This window comes from Methylobacterium sp. GXS13, assembly GCF_001455965.1.
Classification (GTDB): domain Bacteria; phylum Pseudomonadota; class Alphaproteobacteria; order Rhizobiales; family Beijerinckiaceae; genus Methylobacterium.
Map to the genome: position 1 here is coordinate 71,259 of NZ_LKKO01000020.1, position 19,500 is coordinate 90,758.

Annotated in this window: 16 protein-coding genes and 1 pseudogene; 7 read left to right on the forward strand and 10 right to left on the reverse strand. The window is 67.5% G+C overall.

Translation table 11 applies throughout. The features are described from left to right. Position 1 precedes the first annotated feature (1 nt). Entirely contained in the window at positions 2-1,225 is a 1,224-nt protein-coding gene (locus AO398_RS06435) for a serine hydrolase domain-containing protein (RefSeq protein ID WP_058191197.1), read from the reverse strand. A gap of 57 nt (positions 1,226-1,282) precedes the next feature. Further along, positions 1,283-1,792, reverse strand: coding sequence for a DUF427 domain-containing protein (locus tag AO398_RS06440; protein ID WP_058191198.1), 510 nt, complete (start codon positions 1,790-1,792; stop codon positions 1,283-1,285). A 118-nt stretch (positions 1,793-1,910) separates the two neighbouring features. Here AO398_RS06440 and otsB point away from each other — a divergent pair, with 118 nt between their 5' ends. Together otsB and AO398_RS06450 are read left to right on the forward strand one after the other, a co-directional pair. Further along, positions 1,911-2,654 (forward strand): trehalose-phosphatase, encoded by a 744-nt coding sequence (otsB, locus tag AO398_RS06445; RefSeq protein WP_058191199.1) that lies wholly within the window; start codon positions 1,911-1,913, stop codon positions 2,652-2,654. An 80-nt stretch (positions 2,655-2,734) separates the two neighbouring features. Next, a complete protein-coding gene (locus AO398_RS06450) occupies positions 2,735-3,742 on the forward strand; it encodes a glucokinase (RefSeq protein ID WP_058191200.1) in 1,008 nt (335 codons plus the stop codon). A gap of 50 nt (positions 3,743-3,792) precedes the next feature. Here the strand turns inward: AO398_RS06450 and AO398_RS06455 are convergent, their stop codons facing one another. Continuing rightward, complete coding sequence (locus AO398_RS06455) at positions 3,793-5,265, reverse strand: MFS transporter (RefSeq protein WP_058191201.1); 1,473 nt, start codon at positions 5,263-5,265, stop codon at positions 3,793-3,795. A gap of 159 nt (positions 5,266-5,424) precedes the next feature. Here AO398_RS06455 and AO398_RS06460 point away from each other — a divergent pair, with 159 nt between their 5' ends. Beyond that, positions 5,425-5,715, forward strand: coding sequence for a hypothetical protein (locus tag AO398_RS06460; protein WP_244498684.1), 291 nt, complete (start codon positions 5,425-5,427; stop codon positions 5,713-5,715). 100 nt (positions 5,716-5,815) lie between these two features. Then, the gene (locus AO398_RS06465; protein ID WP_058191202.1) at positions 5,816-6,757 is read left to right on the forward strand and encodes a glyoxylate/hydroxypyruvate reductase A; all 942 of its coding nucleotides are present in this window, start codon (positions 5,816-5,818) and stop codon (positions 6,755-6,757) included. A 3-nt stretch (positions 6,758-6,760) separates the two neighbouring features. On the opposite strand, the gene AO398_RS06470 is transcribed toward AO398_RS06465, so the two are convergent. After that, on the reverse strand, positions 6,761-8,740 hold the full coding sequence (locus AO398_RS06470) for a malonate decarboxylase subunit alpha (protein WP_058191203.1): 1,980 nt from the start codon (positions 8,738-8,740) through the stop codon (positions 6,761-6,763). A gap of 382 nt (positions 8,741-9,122) precedes the next feature. After that, positions 9,123-10,805 (reverse strand): annotated as a pseudogene (gene leuA, locus AO398_RS06475) (2-isopropylmalate synthase). A gap of 168 nt (positions 10,806-10,973) precedes the next feature. On the opposite strand from leuA, the gene AO398_RS06480 reads away from it, so the two are divergent. The 3 genes from AO398_RS06480 to AO398_RS06490 all read left to right on the forward strand — a co-directional run bounded on the left by AO398_RS06480 (position 10,974) and on the right by AO398_RS06490 (position 14,719). After that, positions 10,974-11,780 (forward strand): helix-turn-helix transcriptional regulator, encoded by an 807-nt coding sequence (locus AO398_RS06480; RefSeq protein WP_082643148.1) that lies wholly within the window; start codon positions 10,974-10,976, stop codon positions 11,778-11,780. A 111-nt stretch (positions 11,781-11,891) separates the two neighbouring features. After that, on the forward strand, positions 11,892-13,853 hold the full coding sequence (locus AO398_RS06485) for a hypothetical protein (RefSeq protein ID WP_058191204.1): 1,962 nt from the start codon (positions 11,892-11,894) through the stop codon (positions 13,851-13,853). 20 nt (positions 13,854-13,873) lie between these two features. Beyond that, a complete protein-coding gene (locus AO398_RS06490; RefSeq protein ID WP_244498685.1) occupies positions 13,874-14,719 on the forward strand; it encodes an oxidoreductase in 846 nt (281 codons plus the stop codon). Between the two features lie 245 nt (positions 14,720-14,964). Here the strand turns inward: AO398_RS06490 and AO398_RS06495 are convergent, their stop codons facing one another. The 5 genes from AO398_RS06495 to AO398_RS06515 all read right to left on the reverse strand — a co-directional run bounded on the left by AO398_RS06495 (position 14,965) and on the right by AO398_RS06515 (position 19,493). After that, on the reverse strand, positions 14,965-15,534 hold the full coding sequence (locus AO398_RS06495; RefSeq protein WP_058191205.1) for an ATP-dependent Clp protease proteolytic subunit: 570 nt from the start codon (positions 15,532-15,534) through the stop codon (positions 14,965-14,967). A gap of 57 nt (positions 15,535-15,591) precedes the next feature. Next, a complete protein-coding gene (locus tag AO398_RS06500; RefSeq protein WP_058191206.1) occupies positions 15,592-16,647 on the reverse strand; it encodes an aliphatic amidase in 1,056 nt (351 codons plus the stop codon). Positions 16,648-16,861: 214 nt separating this feature from the next. Continuing rightward, positions 16,862-17,179, reverse strand: a complete 318-nt coding sequence (locus AO398_RS06505; protein WP_058191207.1) for a zinc ribbon domain-containing protein — start codon at positions 17,177-17,179, stop codon at positions 16,862-16,864. A 2-nt stretch (positions 17,180-17,181) separates the two neighbouring features. Then, complete coding sequence (gene fmdA, locus AO398_RS06510; protein WP_058191208.1) at positions 17,182-18,411, reverse strand: formamidase; 1,230 nt, start codon at positions 18,409-18,411, stop codon at positions 17,182-17,184. Positions 18,412-18,473: 62 nt separating this feature from the next. Then, positions 18,474-19,493, reverse strand: coding sequence for an alpha/beta fold hydrolase (locus AO398_RS06515; protein WP_058191209.1), 1,020 nt, complete (start codon positions 19,491-19,493; stop codon positions 18,474-18,476). Positions 19,494-19,500 lie beyond the last annotated feature (7 nt).

Here is a 19,500-nt window from a genome sequence, read left to right on the forward strand (position 1 = left end):
CTCAATCGTTGAGGGCCGCGTAGGTCAGCACGCGCAGTTCCCTCCGGATCGGCAGGGCCGAAGACGGCACAAGCTGCGTCATGAGCACGACCGAGAGATCCTCGGCTGGGTCTATCCAAAAGGCCGTCGAGGCCAAGCCGCCCCAGGCGACCTCGCCGGGCGTGCCGAGGATCTGGGCCCGGGCAGGGTCGAGCATCACTGAGAAGCCGAGGCCGAAGCCGATCCCGGTGTAGGAAGTCTCAGCGAAGCGTGGCGTGCCCATGGCCGCAAGATCCCCCGATAAGTGATTGGCCAGCATCAGCGCCACGGTCTTTCGGCCGAGCAATCGATTTCCATCAAGCGTCCCTTGGTTGAGGATCATCCGGCAGAAGCGCTGGTAATCGGCCGCGGTCGAGACGAGACCGCCGCCGCCCGAGGCGATGGCCGGCGGTTGCGCGAAGACAGTCTCAATGGAATCGTCGAATTGTCTGAGCTGGCGGGCGCGGTCATACGCGTAGGTCGCGCAGAAGCGCGGCATCAGCTCCGGCCGGACATAAAAGTCGGTGTCGACCATGCCGAGGGGCGCAATGACCTCCTCCCGCAGGTAGTCGGCGAAGGGGCGCCCGGTGAGAGTGGCCACGTACTGGCCGAGCACGTCGGTGGCGACGCTGTAGTTCCACGCGCTACCCGGCTGGGCCAACAGTGGCAGCGCTGCGACCCGTCGGGTCATTTCGGCGAGGCTGCCCTCGCGCGCCAGAAAATCCACGCCGTGCTCGCGATATTGGGCATCGACGAGAGTCGCCTCCATGAAGCCGTAGGTCAGGCCCGCCGTATGGGTGAGAAGGTCGCGCACTGTGATCGGTCGGCGAGCCGGCTCGGTCTCGATCTTAGACCGGTTGCCGCCCACGGCGACGCGCATCTCTGCAAACTCCGGCAGCACCCGCGCGACTGCATCGTCGAGCTGGAAGCGGCCTTGCTCATAGAGTTGCATGACGGCCACCGAGGTGAGCGGCTTGGTCATCGAGTAGATTCGGGTCACCGTATCCAGGGTGAACGGCGTGGCGCGGGTCAGATCCGCTTGGCCGCAGGCGCGGGCGAAGGCCACGCGGCCGCGTCGAGCCACGGTGACAGACAGTCCAGCGAGTCGACCGTCTGCAACCAGCCGGTCCATCCAAGGCACGATCCGGGCGAGCCCGTCCGGGCTGAGGCCTGCACCCTTGGGATCGATCGCAGTCAGCGCACTCATGTCGTCTCCTTCGGCCGGTGAGGCTCGATCAGGAGGATAAAGCGCGCTCCGGCGGGATCACCAGCCCATCGTGCCCGGGCTACCCTTGAACGGGCCAACGATGCCGGGCGTGATCCAGCCGCCGTAGAAGGTCCCCGGCTGGGGCGTGACCCGTGCGGCTCCCACGAAGCAGGCATCCATCGGCAGGGCATAAAATGCTACATAGCCGGCAATGGCATCGAAACCGGGCGTCGGCTCCGGGTAGGACCAGGCAGCGCTGGGCGCCAGCCGGTCGCCGCCATGCACGTCGAACAGCACGGCCTGCCCCTTCCACTCGCAAATGCCACCGCGACGCGGACCCGAGAGTACGCCGGCCGTTACATCACAGGGCGGCAAGTAGTAGGTCGGTGGGTGGGCGGTCTCCAGAACCCGGTAGCCCGCAGTCGTTTCAGCGATCACGGCACCGCCGAGCACCACCTGCAATCGCTCCGCCACCCGTTCCAGCCGCGGCGGGCGTGGATAATCCCATACGCTCTCATCGCCGGGGGCGGTCGGGTCGGGGATCGGGCGTGAGATCGGTCTAGCCATGACGTTTCCGGCGTATATCGTGTCCGGTTGAAGCGATAGGTTGAGGCCCATAGCCGTTTCTCGCGCCGTCGTCGCATGCTAGCGCGTGCCGGACGCTTACCGCCCGGGACCGACCGCGATGGACATCGCCCTCTTCCTCGACTTCGATGGAACCCTCGCCGAGATCGCGCCGCGGCCGGATGCCGTGCTGGTCGAGCCTGGCTTGGTCGAGACCCTCGAACGCCTGCGCGATCGGCTGGGCGGGGCGCTGGCGATCGTGACCGGCCGTCCGGTCACGGTGATCGACGGCTTCCTGGGCCCCGCGCGCCTCGATGCGGCTGGGCTTCACGGCGTCGAGCGCCGGGTCGGCGGGGCGCTGTCGGGCGGCCGCGCCGAGGATCATCCGGAGCTGCGACGGCAGGTGGAGCGCCTGCACACGGAGAGCCGGGGGTTCGACAACGTGCTGATCGAGGACAAGGGCGCCTCGGTGGCGGTGCATTGGCGTCTCGCGAACCCGGAGGATGCCGGCCGGGCCGAGGCGCTGGTCAGGGACTCGGCCGAGGCCCTCGGGGGAGCCTATCGGCTCCAACTCGGCAAGGCTGTGGGCGAGATTGTCCCGGCGCAAGCGACCAAGGCTCACGCGATCCGCGCCTTCCTGGAGCAGGCCCCCTATGCCGGCCGCCGGCCGGTCTTCTTCGGCGACGACCGCACCGATGAGATCGCCTTCGCTTCGGTGGAGGAGGATGGCGGCATCGCCGTCCGGGTCGGCGACGGCGACACCGTGGCGAGCCGCCGTCTGCCCGACCCGGCCGACGTCCGCGCCCTCCTGCGGGACTGGGCGGAGCGCGGCACGATCGATCCCGAGGCCCTGCCTTCGGCCTGAGGCCGCCCTATCCTTCGTTAGACGACGGTAGGCACGTGTCCTGCCTAGCGTGAGCCAGCTCAGGAAAAGGCCCTTCGTCGATGTTCGAGTTTCCGGTTCTGATCGGTGACATCGGTGGCACGAACGCCCGTTTCGGCCTGATCGCCGAGAAGGGTGCCGAGCCCCAGCTTCTCTCGCACGAAGCGACCGCCGACCATCCAGATCCGTCGCACGCCATCAAGGCGGCGCTGGCCAAGGGCGGCGATGCTCTGCCGCCGCCGCGCTCGACCATCCTGGCGATGGGCGGGCGGGTCGATGGGCCGGAGCCCCAACTCACCAACGCGCATTGGCGGATTGGCGGCGAGCGCATCGCGAAGGATTTCGGGCTCTCCTCGGCGGTGGTGGTGAACGACTACGTGCCCGTCGCGGCCGGCGCGGCCGATATCGAGCCCCACGACCTCACGCCGGTCGGGCCCAGTCCGACGATACCGGGCGGCGCCCGGGTCGTGCTCGGGCCTGGCACCGGCTTCGGGGCGGCGGCCCTGGTGCCCTACTCAGCCCACCTCGCCATCGTCTCCACCGAGGCCGGCCACACCGATTTCGGCCCAGCGGACGCATTCGAGGAGAAAGTCTGGCACGCGCTGGAGCGCGTGGAGGAGCGCATCACCGTCGAGGCAGTATTGTCGGGGCCGGGCCTCGCGCGGCTGCATGCGGCGGTGGCGCATGTCCGCTCCGGCCAGCCGCACGAGAAGCTCGATCCGGCAGCCGTGACCGAGGCTGGGCTCAACGCTTCGGACCCGCACGCCGCGGAAGCTTTGGAGCTGTTCGGCCGACTGCTCGGCCGGGTCTGCGGCGACCTCGCCCTGACCTTCCTCGCTACCAGCGGCGTCTATATCGGCGGCGGCATTGCGCCCCGCATCGTTAAGGTGCTGGAGGAGAGCGGGTTTCGCGAGGCGTTTGAGCGCAAGGCGCCGTTCGCCGAGATGATGCGCCAGATCCCCACCAGCGTCATCACCGTCCACGATCCGGCCTTCAAGGGCCTGGCCGCCCTCGCCAACGAGGGCCGGCGCTTCGTTTACCACGGGCAGGTTTGGCGGAAGGAGAGCTGACAGAGCTTCGTCAGGCGGCCCGCAGGGCCACCTGACGGCTCCCGAGGCGTCTACGCCGCCGCCAGCGGCTTCGACACGTCCTCCAGGGACTTGCCCTCCGCGGCCGTACCCCAGACCCCGCCGACCACCGCGGCGATCAGCATGAGCGCTGCGCCGATCCCGTAGCCGAACAGCACCCAGTCCCGGGAGCCGGTCTCGACCAGGCTGCCGAACAGGAGCGGCCCGGAGACGCCACCGATCCCGGTGCCGACCGCGTAGAAGGCAGCAATGGCGAGCGCCCGTATCTCGAGTGGGAAGGTCTCGGAAACGGTGAGGTAGGCCGAACTCGCCGCGGCGGACGCGAAGAAGAATACGACCATCCACGCCGCGGTCTGCCCCACCGGCCCGACCACGTCGAGGCGGAACAGCAGGCCCACGGCGACCAGCAGCACCGCGGAGATCCCGTAGGTGAAGGCGATCATCTGGCGCCGGCCGATCGTGTCGAACAATCGTCCGAGCAGCAGCGGTCCCAGGAACGATCCGAGCGCGAAGGGCAGCAGGTACCAGCCGACGCTGTTGCCCGGCACGGCGTAGAATCGCTCCAGCACCAGCGCGTAGGTGAAGAACAGCGCGTTGTAGAAGAACGCTTGCGCGACCATCAGGGCGAGGCCAACCATCGTGGCCAGCCGGTTCGTGACGAACAGGGCGTGGAACACCTCCGATAGTGGGGTGTGGCTGCGCGTGCGGACCTTCATGCGCTTGCTGTCGTCGACCGGCGGCAGGGTGACGCCCTCGTCGGTGAAGCGTTTCTCGATCCCGGTGACGACCCGGTCAGCCTCCGCGGCGTAGCCGTGCGTGGCGAGCCAGCGCGGGCTCTCAGGGATCCAGGTGCGCAGCAACAGGATCACCAGGCCGATGGCGCCGCCGGTGAAGAAGGCCACCCGCCAGCCCCAGGCCGGATCGATCACCTCGGGCCGCAGCAGCACGATCGACATGAACGAGCCCAGCGCGGCGCCGATCCAGAACGAGCCGTTGATAACGAGGTTGGTCCAGCCGCGCACCCGGGCCGGGACCAGCTCCTGGATGGTCGAGTTGATCGCCGTGTACTCGCCGCCGATCCCTGCGCCGGTGAAGAAGCGGAAGACGCAGAAGCTCGCGACATTCCAGGACAAGCCCGTGGCCGCGGTGGCGATCAGGTAGAGAGCGAGCGTGATGAAGAACAGCTTCTTGCGGCCGATCCGGTCGGTCAGCCAGCCGAAGCCCAGCGCGCCGGTGACCGCGCCGACGAGGTAGCAGGAGGCGGCCAGCCCGACATCGAACTCCGAGAACGACATGGGCGGCTGGCGCAGGGCGCCCACCAGGGAGCCGGCCAGCGTCACTTCCAGCCCGTCGAGAACCCAGGTGATGCCGAGCGCCACGATGACGAGCACGTGGAAGCGGCCCCAGGGCAGCCGATCCAGGCGTGCGGAAATGTCGGTGTCGATGACGCGGCCGATCTCCGCGCGCTCGGGTGTCCCGGCGCTTCCCTCTACCTTGCTCGCCATGCCTGCGCGTCCTCCCGTCGTGTTCGTTTACCGTGCCTCAAGACCCGGTGTTTACCGCAACTCGACGCAGGTGTTGGGAACAGGTTGGGAATCGATTCGGTTCGATCCCGTCTTCATCCCCGACGAGCAGAGCTAGCGTGTCCACGCGAGTTTCCTGCCATGTCCGCCTCATCGCCTCGATCACGGCCCCTGCGCCGGTCCCGTCACGCCCTGCTTGCCGTCGTCACGCTGGCCGGGCTTGCCACCGTGCCGACCGAGGGCGCGGACCGGCATCTCGAGCGGCCGAAGCCGCCGGTTCCGATGGCGAGCGCCGAGCGCTGGCGCCTGCGGCCCACCGAGGTGGCGGTGCCAGTCACCACCGGCAGCCTGCGCAAGCGCGTCACGACTGCGATCCCCGAAGAGCGGCGCCACGTCCGCTTCGTCTATCCGGCGCTCGTCGAGGCGCGCTGACCGCGGAGGGTTGCCAGACTTGGCGAGCGCGCCCCGGGCAGGCACAGCGCCTGCATCGCTCTCGGATGGGCGTGGCCTGAGACGCGTGTGGAGTTCGAGGATGGCGGAGGTTGTCGCGCTGGTCGGTTGCAAGGGCCCGGCGCAGGAGGCGGAATATCTGCAGATCCTGTCGGCCGCGATGCCCGGAGAGCGGCTGGTCCCGTTCCGCCGGATGACGGATGCGGAGCGCGCGGGCGCGCAGGTCGCCATCGTAGCGAATCCGGATCCCGCCGAAGTCGCCGCCCTGCCGGGCCTCGTCTGGGTGCAGAGCCTGTGGGCTGGCGTCGAGAAGCTCGTCGGCGTCTTCGACCGGCCGCTTCCGATCATCCGGCTGGTCGACCGGGAGATGGCTCGCACCATGGCCGAAGCGGTGCTGGCCTGGACCTACTATCTTCAGCGCGACATGCCGGCCTATGCGAGCCAGCAGCGCGAGCGGCTCTGGCAGCCACATCCGTACCGGAAGCCTACCGACACGACGGTCGGCCTGCTTGGCCTCGGCGCGCTCGGCAGCGCGGCGGCCGAACGGCTCACGGACGCCGGGTTCTGCGTCGAGGCTTGGAGTCGCACCCCCAAGACCGTGACGGGGATCGACACGGTCCATGGCGCCGATGGCCTCCTGGCGATGCTCGGGCACTGCGACATCCTCGTCTGCATCGTGCCCCTCACGCCGGAGACACGCGGCCTCGTGAACGCCGCACGGCTCGCTGCACTCAAGCCCGGGGCGGCGCTGATCAACTTCGCCCGCGGCCCGATCGTCGTCACCGAGGACCTGATCGCGGCGCTGGATTCCGGCCATCTGTCGCATGCGGTGCTCGACGTGTTCGACGTCGAGCCGCTGCCGGCCCAGTCTCCGCTCTGGGCCCATCCGGCCGTGACCGTGCTGCCGCACATCTCCGGCCCCACCGACATGGACTCGGCCGCCGCTACCGTGGCGGCCAATTTGCGCGAATACCGCACCACCGGGCAGCCTCCGCAGGGTGTCGATGCCGGGCGGGGGTATTAGAGTTTAAGCCGCCGAGGCGACCGCTGGGGAGATCCGCTTGCGGGCCTTCTTGTCGGTGCTACCGAGGAATGCCTGAGCCTCCTCCTTGCGCTCGAACACGTGGGGAGCGACGCCGCGCTTCGTCAGGGCTTCCTCCATCTTCAGACGCAGGAACGCGCTGGTGACGTAGCGGGTCGTGGTGGCGTAGTAGTTGGCCTGGAGATACTGGATCATCCCGGCATAATCGTCGATCAGGTTCTCGTTGAGCCGGAAGCCGTCGTGGTTGATCACGGCGTTGACCCGCTGGCCAGCCTTGCGGCAGGCCCCGACGATGGTCATGCGCAGCTCGTCCATGTCGCTCTTCACCCGGCAATACCAGCCTTCGAGGTTGATGAAGAGGATGTTGCGCTCGCCGTCGTAGCTGATGCGCGAGGCCAGATCGAGATTGAGCAGATCGGAGAGCAACTCCATCGGTTCGTCGCGGAAGATGCGCGGGTCCATCGGCACCGGATTGCGCACCACCGGCTTGAAATCCATGTGGGCGAGGATGTCGCGGTCGATGTCGATACCGGGCGCCACCTCGATCAGTTCAAGGCCGTCGGCGGTGAGCTGGAAGACGCAGCGCTCGGTCACGTAGAGGACCGGCTGCGCCCGTTCGACCGCATAGGGCCCCGAGAAGGTGTTCTGCTGGACCTGGGTCACGAACTTGCGGGACCGGCCCTCGCTGACGATCCGGACCACGCCGTCGTCCACGGCAATCTCCAGCCCGCCCGCCGTGAAGGTCCCGGCGAACACCACCGTGCGGGCGTTCTGCGAGATGTTGATGAAGCCGCCGCAGCCGTTGAGCTTGCCGCCGAACTTCGAGGTGTTGACGTTGCCGGCCACGTCGCACTCGGCCATGCCGAGGCAGGTCATGTCGAGGCCGCCGCCGTCGTAGAAGTCGAACATCTGGTTCTGATCGATGATGCAGTCGGCGTTCGTAGCCGCGCCGAAGCTGGACCCGGAGGCCAGCACCCCCCGCACCGCCCCGGCCTCGGTGGTGAGCGTGATGTAGGGGGTGATCTTCTCCTCGTTGGCCACCGACGAGATGCCCTCCGGCGCGCCGACACCGAGATTGACGACGCCGTTCGGCGGCAGCTCGAAGGCGGCCCGGCGGGCGATGATCTTGCGCTCGTTGAGCGGCATCCGCTTGATGCCGGTGACCGGGACGCGGATCTCGCCGGCCAAAGCGGCGTCGTGCATGACGCCGTAATTCATCCGGTGCATCTCGGGCTCGGCGACCACGACGCAATCGACCAGGATGCCGGGGACGCGCACGTCCTTGGGCAGCAGATAGCCGTCTTCGACGATGCGCTCGACCTGAGCGATGACGATGCCACCGTTGTTCCGGGCCGCCATGGCCTGGGCCAGGCAATCGAGGGTCAGCGCTTCCTTCTCGTAAGAGAGGTTGCCCGACGGGTCGGCCGAGGTGGCGCGGATGAAGGCCACGTCGATCTTGGTGGCGGTGTAGAACAGCCACTCCTCGCCATCGACCTCCACCAGCTTGACGATGTCCTCGGTGGTCAGGCTGTTGACCTTGGCGCCCCCATGGCGCGGATCGACATAAGTCTGCAGCCCGACCTTCGAAAACAGGCCGGGCTGGCCCGCCGCCCCGGCCCGGTAGAGCTGCGAGATTACCCCTTGGGGCAGATTGTAGCCGCGGATCAGGTTGTTCTGCGCGGCCTGCGCGACCTTCGGCATCCGGCCGAAATTGGCGGCGATGACTCGGGAGAGCAGGCCGTCGTGATGCAGGCGGCCGGTGCCAAGGCCTTTGCTGTCACCCGCACCCGCGGTCATGATCAGGGTCAGACCCCGGGGCGAGCCGGTCTCGACGAAGCGCTTCTCCAGGGCGGCGTGCAACGCCTCCGGGATGCAACTCTGGACGAAGCCCGTGGTGGTCACGACGTCGTTCACGCGGATCAGCGCGATCGCTTCGTCCGCCGTAATGACCTTGTTCTTCCTCATGAAGCCCACGATCCTCCCTCCGGCCCGGATGTCCGGCCGGCTTCGGTGCCGACCGTCCCCGAGTCTGTTACGGGCCGGCGGTGCGGAGCCCGTAGGGTTCCGGCGCACGGTCGACCAAATTTCTGACCGTCCGTTCTGTTGCGCCGCATCAAAGATTTGCGGCATTGCAGTACAAACAAGTCCGTTACATCATGCTAACCCATAATGAGCCGGAGGTGCTGCTGAAAAAGTCTTCGGCGTAAGATCAGAAAAATTGTGCAGCTCCATCGCATGCGAGGGCCGGCCGCACGAGATCTTCCCCGCGCTCAGGCGGTCCAGGACCAAAGACGAGATTGGGGTGATCGACAGCCTCGGCCGTCGCCGCGCAGGCAGCCTGGATTTATCAGCTGAGCGATGCGGCGCTGCTCGCAGCGCTCAATACGGCCTTCACGGTTGCGGTCGCCACGTCGTCGTCGATCCCGACGCCGAAGACCCGGCTGCCGTCGACGAGGGTGCATTCGAGATAGGCGGCCGCCTGGGCATCCGAACCGCGCCGGAGCGCGTGTTCCGAATAATCCACGACCGAGAGGGCGATCGCGAACGCGTCGTTCAGCGCCGCGAGCAAGGCCGAGATCAAGCCGTTGCCCCGTCCGGACACCGAGACGTCCTGACCGCGATGGCAAATCCGGCCGGTGAAGATCCGTTCCGAGCCCGCATGGCGGCGCAGGCCGCCCCCGTCATCGACCAGCTCGAAAATGGTGGTGTCATCGACATGATAGGCCTCCCTGAAGGCGGCCGTGATGTCGGCGGCCGACATTTCCCGGCTCGTCCGGTCTGCCAGGATCTGCACACGTCGGCTCAGGTCGATCTGCAGGGCCCGGGGCAGCTTGAGGCCCAGGTCCTGCTCGATCACCCAGGCGACGCCACCCTTGCCGGACTGGCTGTTGACCCGGATGACGGCCTCGTAGCTCTCGCCGAGATCGGCGGGGTCGATCGGCAGATAGGGCATCTCCCAAACGCTATCGTTGCGGCGCGTATGGGCGGCAAAACCCTTCCGGATCGCATCCTGGTGCGAGCCTGAGAAGGCGGCATGGACCAACGCGCCCGCATAGGGGTGACGCGGATGCACCGGCAGGCTGTTGCAATGTTCGACGGTCTTCACGACCTCGCGGATCGCCGGGAAGGAAAGCTTCGGGTCGATCCCCTGTGTGTACAGGTTCAACGCCAGCGTCACGAGGTCGACATTGCCGGTGCGCTCGCCGTTGCCGAACAGGCAGCCCTCGACCCGGTCGGCGCCGGCCAGCAGCGCCTAGTCGGCCGAGGCCACGGCGGTACCGCGGTCGTTGTGTGGGTGGACGCTGATGATCACGGCATCCCGCCGGGAGATGCGGCGGCAGAACCACTCGATCTGGTCGGCATAGACGTTCGGCATCGATACCTCGACCGTGGTCGGCAGGTTGAGGATCGCCGGGCGCTCCGGCGTCGGATGCCAGACATCGAGCAGGCGCTCGCAGATCTCGATGGCGAAATCCGGCTCGGTGAAGCAGAACGTTTCCGGCGAGTACTCGAAGGTCCAACGCGTGCCGGGCCGCTTCAGGCTCTCCCCCAGCATCGCGGTCGCGCCGGATACGGCGAGGGCCACGATCTCGTGCCGCTCCATCCCGAACACGACCCGCCGGAACAGCGGTGCCGTGGCGTTGTAGAGATGCACGATCGCTTGAGGGGCTCCGTCCAACGACGCGAAGGTGCGGGCGATCAGGTCGGCCCTGGCCTGGGTCAGCACTTGGATCGTCACGTCCTCGGGAATGCGATCGCCCTCGATCAGCATCCGGACGAAATCGAAGTCGGTCTGTGACGCCGACGGAAAGGCGACCTCGATTTCCTTGAAGCCGATGCCGAGCAGCATGTCGTAGAAGCGCAGCTTGCGGGGGACATCCATCGGGTCGGCCAGCGCCTGATTGCCGTCGCGCAGATCCGTGGACAGCCAGCGCGGTGCGGTGGCGAGGCGCTTCGACGGCCAGGTGCGATCCGACAGGTCGATTGGGGAGACGAACGGGCGGTATTTGGTGGCGGGATTGGTCAGCATGACGGGATCGGCCGTGGGATCGATGCTTCGGTGCGGCGCCGCGCAAAAGCCGGCCGATGGTCGGCCGGGATCGGCGGCGACGGTTCCGATGCGGAACATCAGCCTTAGGGAAGCCGGCGGTGATATGCGCGCGCGCAGGCATCGAGGTTCGTCGCGAAAGGATCGGCGGTGAAAGACGGTATCCGCATCACGGACGAGATTGCGGTCATCCGCCACGACAGCGATCGATACATGAGCCAGCTCCATCGCCACGCGCAGGCCCAACTCCTCTATGCGACAGAAGGCGTTGTCGCGGTGACGACCGAGAGTGGAACCTGGGTCGTGCCGCCGAACCGGGCGGTCTGGCTCCCGGCGGGCCTGGCCCATGTCACCGCCAGCCATGCCGGGATCCGGTTCCGCTCGCTGCTGATTGACAGCGCCGGGCTCGCCCGGTTCCTGGATCGCTGCCGGGTTGTCGAGGTGACCCCGCTCTTGCGCGAGCTGATCCTCAAGCTCGTGGCCCTGACTGAGACACCCGGGAACCGGGAGGTCGCGGAGGCGGTGATCCGCCTGCTCATGCTGGAAATGGCGTTCCTGCCTGTACAGCCGCTCGACCTTCCGACGCCGAAACACCCCGGCCTGGCGGCGCTGTGCGCGCGGATCCGCTGCGATCCCGCCCGCCCGCATGCCATCGCAGCGGCCGCCGCCGAGCTCGCCATGAGCCGGGCGACGTTCATGCGGCTGTTCCAGAGGGAGACCGGCCTTAGCTTCGGCCGGTGGTGCCAGCAGGCCCGGATGCTCCACGCCCTGCCGCTATTGGCGGAGGGCCGGGCCATCCTCGATGTCGCGCTGGATTGCGGCTACGACAGTCCGAGCGCCTTCGCGGCTGTGTTTCGCCGCTCCCTTGGGCGCCCGCCAAGCGTGTATTTCCGCGCCCCGCAGTCAGAAAACGACGCTGCGACCCGCTATATGCCCCCTGTGCTGGCGAGAACGTGACACCCGGTCCCGCCTGACGGCGTGAACCTCGGCGGCGGATCGCCGTTGATCGCCGGTTGCCGACCCCCGCATGTCTGCCGGGTGGCGGACCGAGAATATCAAAGATTGTCCATGGGCTGGCCCCGCCGCATCCTCCTTACCGCCGGCCTCGCGACCGTGGCGGCCGGCATAACGCTCGGCCTCGGCCGGTTCAGCTACGCGCCGATACCGGACCGTGCGGACTTGCTCAATCCGGACCGCTACCCGATCCAGACCGCGTTCGATGTCCTCGGGCGCCGGGTCTCCCGTGCGGAGGCGGAGCACCTCAATGGCACCGAGGCGGGCCGCAGGGAGCTTTCAGCGGCCAGCGGCGCCGTGGCGATCGATCCCGCCATGGTCGAGCGTGGGCGGCAGGCTTTCTATCAGGAGACCTTCGGGAACGAGGTCTTCCTCACCGACGTGATGGGCATGCTCGATGGCGGCCTGACACCGACCGAAGTCGCCCTCGCGGTGGCTCGGCTGGGCGGGCAGGGCACCACCAATCTCCAGGTCGCCATGGCCCGGGACATGCGCATCGGCGCCCGGACCTATCGCAAGGGTGAATTGGTGCCGACCGGGCTCGACGTGCCGAAGGGCGGTGCTTTCATCATCGGCATCAGGACCTTCTCGGACCGGGGGCACCTGCGCATGGGTATCACCTGCGCCCTGTGTCATGCCGCGGTCGACCCGAGCACCGGCAAGGTCGTGGAGGGAGCGCCCAACACCGACCTCAATGCCGGGCTGCTGATGGCGCTCGCCAAAAATTCCTCCGCCTATTTCATGCATGCCAGCGTGCCGGAGGCCGATGCCAAGCCCGCGGCCGAGCCCGAGCATGCCGGCTCCACCGGGACCGGTCTGGCCCTGCCGGATGCCGGGGCGGTGGAGGCGGCTACCAAGGTCCAAGTCGCGAGCTGGCCGCCGGGCAGCTTCGACTCCTCGGCCGACCGGGTGACCAACCCGACCTCGATCCCGTCGAGCTTCTCCGCCCACGGCGAGCCCTACAGCTGGAGCGGGCGTGAAGCGGTCGGACCGTTTGCGGGCCTGTCTTCCCTCAACAACAACGTCCACGCCGCCAATTCAGACACGACGCAGCTCGCCGCCGCGGCGCCGTGGCTGTTCGGCATGGATGCGGAGACCTATCTCGGCATCGTCCTGCGGGGCGCGGCCACCGAGTCCTTCCGGTACAACCCCGGCGCGTCCCTCAAGCCCTCGGAGGTGCTGCGCAGCGTCGACCCGACGCCGGCCTCTCCGGGGCTGAACAGCTACGCGGTGCTGCCGACCTATCCGGCGACCAACTACGTCACCGACAACGGCTTGTTCACCTCCGTCCCCGGGGAGCCGGTCAACCACGCCAACAACGCCATGTCGGCGTTCCAGAACCTTCTCCACCCGCCGCCGACTCGGCAGGATGCCGCCGCCGTGCGGGCCGGGCGTGCGGTGTTCGAGAAGGTCGGTTGCGGCGCCTGCCATGCCGGGCCGGCGCTCACCAACCATCGGATCATCCCGGAGGCCGAGATCGGGACTGAGCCGACCCGGGCCAGGGCCGGCGCCAAGATGGAGGCGCGGCTCTCGCCCCCCAGCCTGTTCGCAACCGATACGCCATTCCCGCTTCCGTCCGATCCCGTGATCGTTCCGGTGCCGCTGTCGGGTGAGCGGCTCGCCCAGGTCCAGCTGGCCTGGGGGCAGGGGGGCACCGCGGGCGGCTACAAGGTGCCGAACCTCGTCGGGCTGGCCTGGACGGCGCCCTACCTGCACGATTCGGGCATCGCGGTCGGTCCCGATCCGGCGACGCAGCTCGGCGTTCCGGGCACGCTCTATCGCGGCATCGCCCCCGATCCGTCGAATAGCCTTCGCAGTCTGGTGGACCGGGACCTCCGCTCAAAGGTGATCGCTGCGAATAAATCCTCGGATACGGCGCGGATCGCGCGCGTTACCGGCGAAGGGCACGCCTACTGGGCGGATGCCGGCGCTGGCGTCTCGCGCCCGGAGCAGGATGCGCTGATTGCCTACCTGCTGTCGATCGATACGTTGACCGAGCCGGCGGCGACGCCCTGATCATGACGGAACGGATCCCCATGGCAAACACCCAACCGGTCTGGCTCATCACCGGCTGCTCCACCGGTTTCGGCCGGGAACTCGCCAAGCTCGTCATCGCCCGGGGTTGGCGGGCGGTGGTGACGGCCCGCGACCGGGCCACGGTCGCCGACCTGGCGGAGGGCGCCGCCGACCGGGTCTTGGCCCTTTCGCTCGACGTTACCGACTCCAGCAAGATCGCCCAGGCGGTCAGCGAGACGACGCAAAAATTCGGGCGTGTCGACGTGCTGGTGAACAATGCCGGCTACGGCTACCAATCCTCGATTGAAGAGGGCGAGGAAGACAAGATCCGCGCCCAGTTCGACGCCAACGTGTTCGGGCTGTTCGCCCTGACCCGGGCGGTGCTGCCGGCGATGCGGGCGCAGCGCGCGGGCCATATCCTCAACGTGACCTCGGTGGCCGGCTTCGTCGGCTTCCCGGGATCCGGCTACTATGCGGCGACCAAGCACGCCGTCGAGGGCTTCTCCGACGCGTTGGCGGCCGAGGCCGGCCCGCTCGGCATCAAGGTCATCTGCATCGAGCCGGGCCCGTTCCGTACCGACTGGGCCGGCCGCTCGCTGATCCAGACCCCGAACACGATGGCCGACTACGCCGAGACTGCCGGCGCCCGCCTCAAGGCGACGTCGGAGAAGAGCGGGACGCAGGCCGGCGACACCGTCCGCGCCGGCGAGGCGATGATCCAGATGACGGAGATCGACAACCCGCCCCGCCACCTCGTTCTCGGCGCCTGGGGGTACGATGCGGTCACCACCCGGCTGAAGCAGACCCTCGCCGAGATCGAGGCGTGGCGCGCGACGAGCCTGGGGGCGGACTACCCGAAGGGGTGAGCGTCGAGGCGCTCTCATCATCGCCCTTGCACGCGGTTCGATCCGTTTCGGGGCGGATCGCTCCGTTCACGCCGTGCTCGCCAGTGCAGCGATGGACCTTGAGCGCTGTGCGATCGCCGCAGACCGCGTGCCCCTCGGTTGCTTCGCTGCGCTGGGACGAACGGGAAGGGCTGTCGCCACGACCCACGGACCTTCGCGCCGCCGACCGCTATCAGGTCGCGTGACGCGACCGAAGCCAGGCCACCTCAAATCACCGCCTCGATCAAACCCCGGCGCTTGGCCTCTTCCGCCTCGAGATACCAATTGGCCGGCGCCTTCTCCAAGACCTCGTTCAGCGTCACGTCCGAGCCCTGGATAAGGTTGGAAAATCCCTCATTCTGAATCACGATCGAGCATTCGATCTCGTGCAGGGTCGCCTTCACGGCTGCGATGCAGGTGGTAAGCGGACCCTGGACGTGGAGCTGCTTGTCCATCTTGCGCTCGTGAATCATCAGCCGCGTGCCTCGGGTGAGATAGCGGTTCGGCCGGGCGAAGAAGCTCATGAAGGTGGTGCCCGCCGAGTAGATCGCGGCCTTGCCGAGGAAGACGAAGCGGCGCTCCGGGTTCATCTCGGTGTGGTAGCGGATGTCCTCGCCCATCATCCGGGCGACCTCCGGGTCGCCGCCGAGTGTCGAAAGCTCGATCACGACGATGTCGCGTTCGGCGGCCTCGGCGAACTGGCGGCGGAACTCCTTGTACATGTCGTAATCGACCGGGCCCGACAGCAGCACGGCGGGGCTGCGGAAGGCAGTGGGGTCGAGGGGCGTCGTGTCCATGGGAGTCCTGGGCGTTGCGCCGGCCCGGCCCCGGGAATGGAACCAGGCCGGGTGAAATCAGCGGACGGGGTCGGGCGCACCGTGACCCTTGCCGACGAACGGGATGCCCTCGATCGGGCATTCCTCGGTGCCGACGCTCTGGCGGGTAATGGCGCGAACGGCGTCGCGGGTTCCGTCGGGATCCTCGATCCAGCGGCGGTAGAACTCGTAAGGGCATTCCGATAGCCCGTGCCGGTTCTCCTTCGAGTTGATCATACCGGTATAGCCCCGGTGCAGCAGCTTGAAGAGGTGGTTCTCGGACTGGCCGTGGGCGCGCGAGTCCCGGATGAGGAACTTCGACAGGGCGGCGTACTGGATGCCCATCTCCTCCTCGCCGCACTCGCCGAGTGTCCGGCCGTCGAAGCCGATGATCGCCGAGTGGCCGAAATAGCTGTAGACGCCATCGAAACCGGCGGCATTGGCCACCGCCACGTAGGTGTTGTTGGCGAACGCCATCGCCTTCGACATCAGGATCTGCTGCTCTTTCGCCGGGTACATGTAGCCCTGGCAGCGGATGATCAGCTCGGCGCCCCGCATGGCGCAGTCGCGCCAGATCTCCGGGTAATTGCCGTCGTCGCAGATGATCAGGCTGATCTTGAGCCCCTTCGGCCCGTCCGAGACGTAGGTGCGGTCGCCCGGATACCACCCCTCGATCGGCGTCCAGGGCATGATCTTGCGGTACTTCTGCACGATCTCGCCCTGGTCGTTCATCAGGATCAGGGTGTTGTAGGGGGCCTTGTTCGGATGCTCCTCGTGGCGCTCGCCGGTGAGCGAGAACACGCCCCAGACCTTGGCCTCCCGGCAGGCGGCGGCGAACACCTCGGTCTCCGCGCCCGGCACCGAGGAGGCGGTCTCGTACATTTCAGCGGCGTCGTACATGATGCCGTGGGTCGAGTATTCCGGGAAGATCACCAGGTCGAGGCCGGGCAGGCCAGTCTTCATGCCGATGATCATCTTGCCGATCGCCTTGGCGTTCTCCAGCACCTCGGCGCGGGTGTGGAGACGCGGCATCTTGTAGTTCACGACGGCGACGCCGACGCTGTCCTGGCTGGACGAGATGTCTCCGTGCATCATGGCGTGGATTCCTCCTGTTTCAAAGGCGCACGAGGCGCCGTTTCCCTCCCCCCCTCTGCGGGGGAGGGTGGCCCCCGAAGGGGGGCGGGAGAGGGGAGCGCCGCGTCCGGAAAGGGCGTGCCGGGCGTGACATCCTGAATCGTCGCGCTGCCCCTCTCCCGCCCCGCATGCGCGGGGCACCCTCCCCCGCAGAGGGGGGAGGGTGGTTGGTGGTTCAGTGGCTGATCATCCAGGGCCGTGCGCTCGGAAAACTCTTGGCCGCGGCGGGGGCCGGGGCCGTCTTCTTCGGTCCGCAGCAGCCGCAGCCGGCGCCGTGACCCGAGACGCGCCGCGGCGCATGGCGGCTGCGCTCGTTGGTGGCGTGAGCCGCCTTGAGCCCCGCATCCATGCCCGAGATCCGCGGCGCGGTGAGGAAGGCCCGGTCGCACGCCGTCCCGCAATCCGGGCAGGCGTGCGGGTCCTTGAACTCCGCCATCGGCCGCATGGCGGTGAACGGACCGCAGGCCGTGCAGGCATACTCGTAGACGGGCATGATCAAAGATCCGGCGAGAGCGGCATCTGGATCGAGCCGTCGAGGAACTTGGTCGGTCCGTCGGCGCCGGGATTAATGTCGAACTCGAAGATCTTGGTGGGAATCCACAGAGTCGCGCAGGCGTTCGGGATGTCGACCACCCCCGAGATGTGTCCCTGGACCGGCGCCGTGCCGAGGATCGAGTAGGCCTGGGCGCCCGAATAGCCGAACTTCTTCAGATATTCGATCGCGTTGAGGCAGGCCTGCCGGTAGGCGATGTGCACGTCGAGATAATGCTGGCCGCCGTGCTCGTCGACGGAGATACCTTCGAAGATCAGGTGGTCGTCGAATTTCGGCGTGATCGGCGATGGCTTGAAGATCGGGTTCTTGATCCCGTACTTCGCCATGCCATCCTTGATCAGCTCGACCTTGAGATGGACCCAGCCGGCCATCTCGATGGCGCCGCAGAAGGTGATCTCGCCGTCGCCCTGGCTGAAATGCAGGTCGCCCATCGAGAGCCCGGCGCCGGGGACGTAGACCGGGAAGTAGATTTTTGACCCGCGCGACAGGTCCTTGATGTCGCAATTGCCGCCGTGCTCCCGGGGCGGGACGGTGCGGGCGCCGGTGGCGGCGGCCGCGTCCTTCGCGTCACCTTTCAGCCGGCCCATGTGGGCGGTCTGGCCGAAGGGCAGGGTGGCGAGTGCGGGCACACGCTCCGGGTTGGTATCGTAGAGCGCCTTCTCGCGGGTATTCCAGGTCTCCAGCATCTTCGGATCGGGCAGGCAGCCGATCAGGCCGGGATGGATCAGGCCGGGGAAGCGCACGCCCGGTATATGGCGGGACTTGGTGAACATCCCCTCGAAGTCCCAGATCGACTTCTGGGCCTGGGGAAAGTGCTCGTCGAGGAAGCCTCCGCCGTTCTTCTTGGAGAAGAAGCCGTTGAAGCCCCACTGGCTCTCGGGCTTGGCGCCGATATCGAGCAGGTCGACCACCAGCAGGTCGCCGGGCTCGGCGCCCTCGACCCCGATCGGACCGGACAGGAAGTGGACGATCGACAGGTCGATGTCGCGCACGTCATCGGCGGAATCGTTGTTCTTGATGAAGCCGCCGGTCCAGTCGTAGGTCTCGACGATGAAGTCGTCGCCCGGCTTCACGGTGGCGACCATGGGGATGTCCGGGTGCCAGCGGTTGTGCACGCTATCGTTGTCGTAGGCCGATTGCGTCAGATCGACCTTGATCAGCGTCTCGGGCATGTTCTGTCTCCAGCTCCCTAGAACCTTGGGGCGGACCCCATCCGCGCGCCGTTGCGCGAAACTCACCCGCTCGCGAGCAGCTCTTTCAGCGCGTCGTCGAGGACCTTGATGTCGTCCGGACTGGTGCCGGGGCCGCCGGCGAAATGGCCCCACCACGTGTCGATCACGCGCAGCTCCGCATCCGGCATGGCGGCCGCCTCGATGGCGTTGTCCTCGGGCGGGAAGTACAGGTCGGTGGAGGCGGGCATCAGGATCGCCTTCGCGCGGATCGCGCCGAGCGCGGCCTTGAAGTCGCCCTTGAAGGTGTCGTTGGCGCTGATGTCGCCGTGCTGCCAGGTCCACAGCATGGCGAGCAAATTGTTGGCGTCCCGCGCGTAGAACAGCCCCTCCCAGAACCCGATGAGGAAGTCCTCCAGGGACGCGTAGCCCATGTGGGTGATGTCGGCCTCGAGCCGGTAGAAGGTCTGCGACAGGCCCCAGCCGGCATAGACCCGGCCGAAGGCGCGCAGGCCCCGGGTCGGCGGCTGCGTGTACCAGCCCTCTTCCCAAGCGGCGTCGGCCTGGAGCGCCGCCTTGGCGCCTTCCAGGAAGACGTAATTGTGCCGCGAGCACTTGGCCGAGCCCTGAAACGGCAGGATCCGCGGCACCATGTCGGGATATAGCGCCGCCCAGTGGTAGGTCTGGAGCGCGCCCATCGACCAGCCGGTGACCAGAACCAACTTCTCGATGCCGAAATGCTCGGTGACGAGGCGGTGCTGGGCGCGAACGTTGTCGTAGGCCGTGACGTTGGGGAAGCGCGGCCCGTTCCAGGGCGCCGGCGTGTTGCTCGGCGAGGACGAGAGCCCGTTACCGAACATGTTCGGGATGATGATGAAGTACTTGTCCGGATCGAGCGCCTTGCCGGGGCCGATCAGCCATTCGTTCTCGGTGTGCTGGCCCGAATACCAGGTCGGGTAGACGATGGCGTTGTCTTTGGCGGGGCTCAGGGTCCCGAAGGTCTTGTACGCGAGCTTGGCCGTACGCAGCGTCTTGCCGCATTGGAGCACGAAGTCGCCGAGTTCGAAGATCTCGTAATCGGCCATGTGGGCG

Bases quoted from the DNA above. Each gene is read 5' to 3' on its own strand.
- AO398_RS06465 (WP_058191202.1), top strand. From the start codon at position 5,816: ATGGCGGAGGTTGTCGCGCTGGTCGGTTGCAAGGGCCCGGCGCAGGAG.
- AO398_RS06440 (WP_058191198.1), bottom strand. From the start codon at position 1,792: ATGGCTAGACCGATCTCACGCCCGATCCCCGACCCGACCGCCCCCGGC.
- AO398_RS06500 (WP_058191206.1), bottom strand. From the start codon at position 16,647: ATGATGCACGGAGACATCTCGTCCAGCCAGGACAGCGTCGGCGTCGCC.
- AO398_RS06450 (WP_058191200.1), top strand. From the start codon at position 2,735: ATGTTCGAGTTTCCGGTTCTGATCGGTGACATCGGTGGCACGAACGCC.
- AO398_RS06495 (WP_058191205.1), bottom strand. From the start codon at position 15,534: ATGGACACGACGCCCCTCGACCCCACTGCCTTCCGCAGCCCCGCCGTG.
- AO398_RS06460 (WP_244498684.1), top strand. From the start codon at position 5,425: ATGTCCGCCTCATCGCCTCGATCACGGCCCCTGCGCCGGTCCCGTCAC.
- fmdA (WP_058191208.1), bottom strand. From the start codon at position 18,411: ATGCCCGAGACGCTGATCAAGGTCGATCTGACGCAATCGGCCTACGAC.
- AO398_RS06455 (WP_058191201.1), bottom strand. From the start codon at position 5,265: ATGGCGAGCAAGGTAGAGGGAAGCGCCGGGACACCCGAGCGCGCGGAG.
- AO398_RS06490 (WP_244498685.1), top strand. From the start codon at position 13,874: ATGGCAAACACCCAACCGGTCTGGCTCATCACCGGCTGCTCCACCGGT.
- AO398_RS06515 (WP_058191209.1), bottom strand. From the start codon at position 19,493: ATGGCCGATTACGAGATCTTCGAACTCGGCGACTTCGTGCTCCAATGC.
- AO398_RS06505 (WP_058191207.1), bottom strand. From the start codon at position 17,179: ATGCCCGTCTACGAGTATGCCTGCACGGCCTGCGGTCCGTTCACCGCC.
- AO398_RS06485 (WP_058191204.1), top strand. From the start codon at position 11,892: ATGGGCTGGCCCCGCCGCATCCTCCTTACCGCCGGCCTCGCGACCGTG.
- AO398_RS06435 (WP_058191197.1), bottom strand. From the start codon at position 1,225: ATGAGTGCGCTGACTGCGATCGATCCCAAGGGTGCAGGCCTCAGCCCG.
- otsB (WP_058191199.1), top strand. From the start codon at position 1,911: ATGGACATCGCCCTCTTCCTCGACTTCGATGGAACCCTCGCCGAGATC.
- AO398_RS06470 (WP_058191203.1), bottom strand. From the start codon at position 8,740: ATGAGGAAGAACAAGGTCATTACGGCGGACGAAGCGATCGCGCTGATC.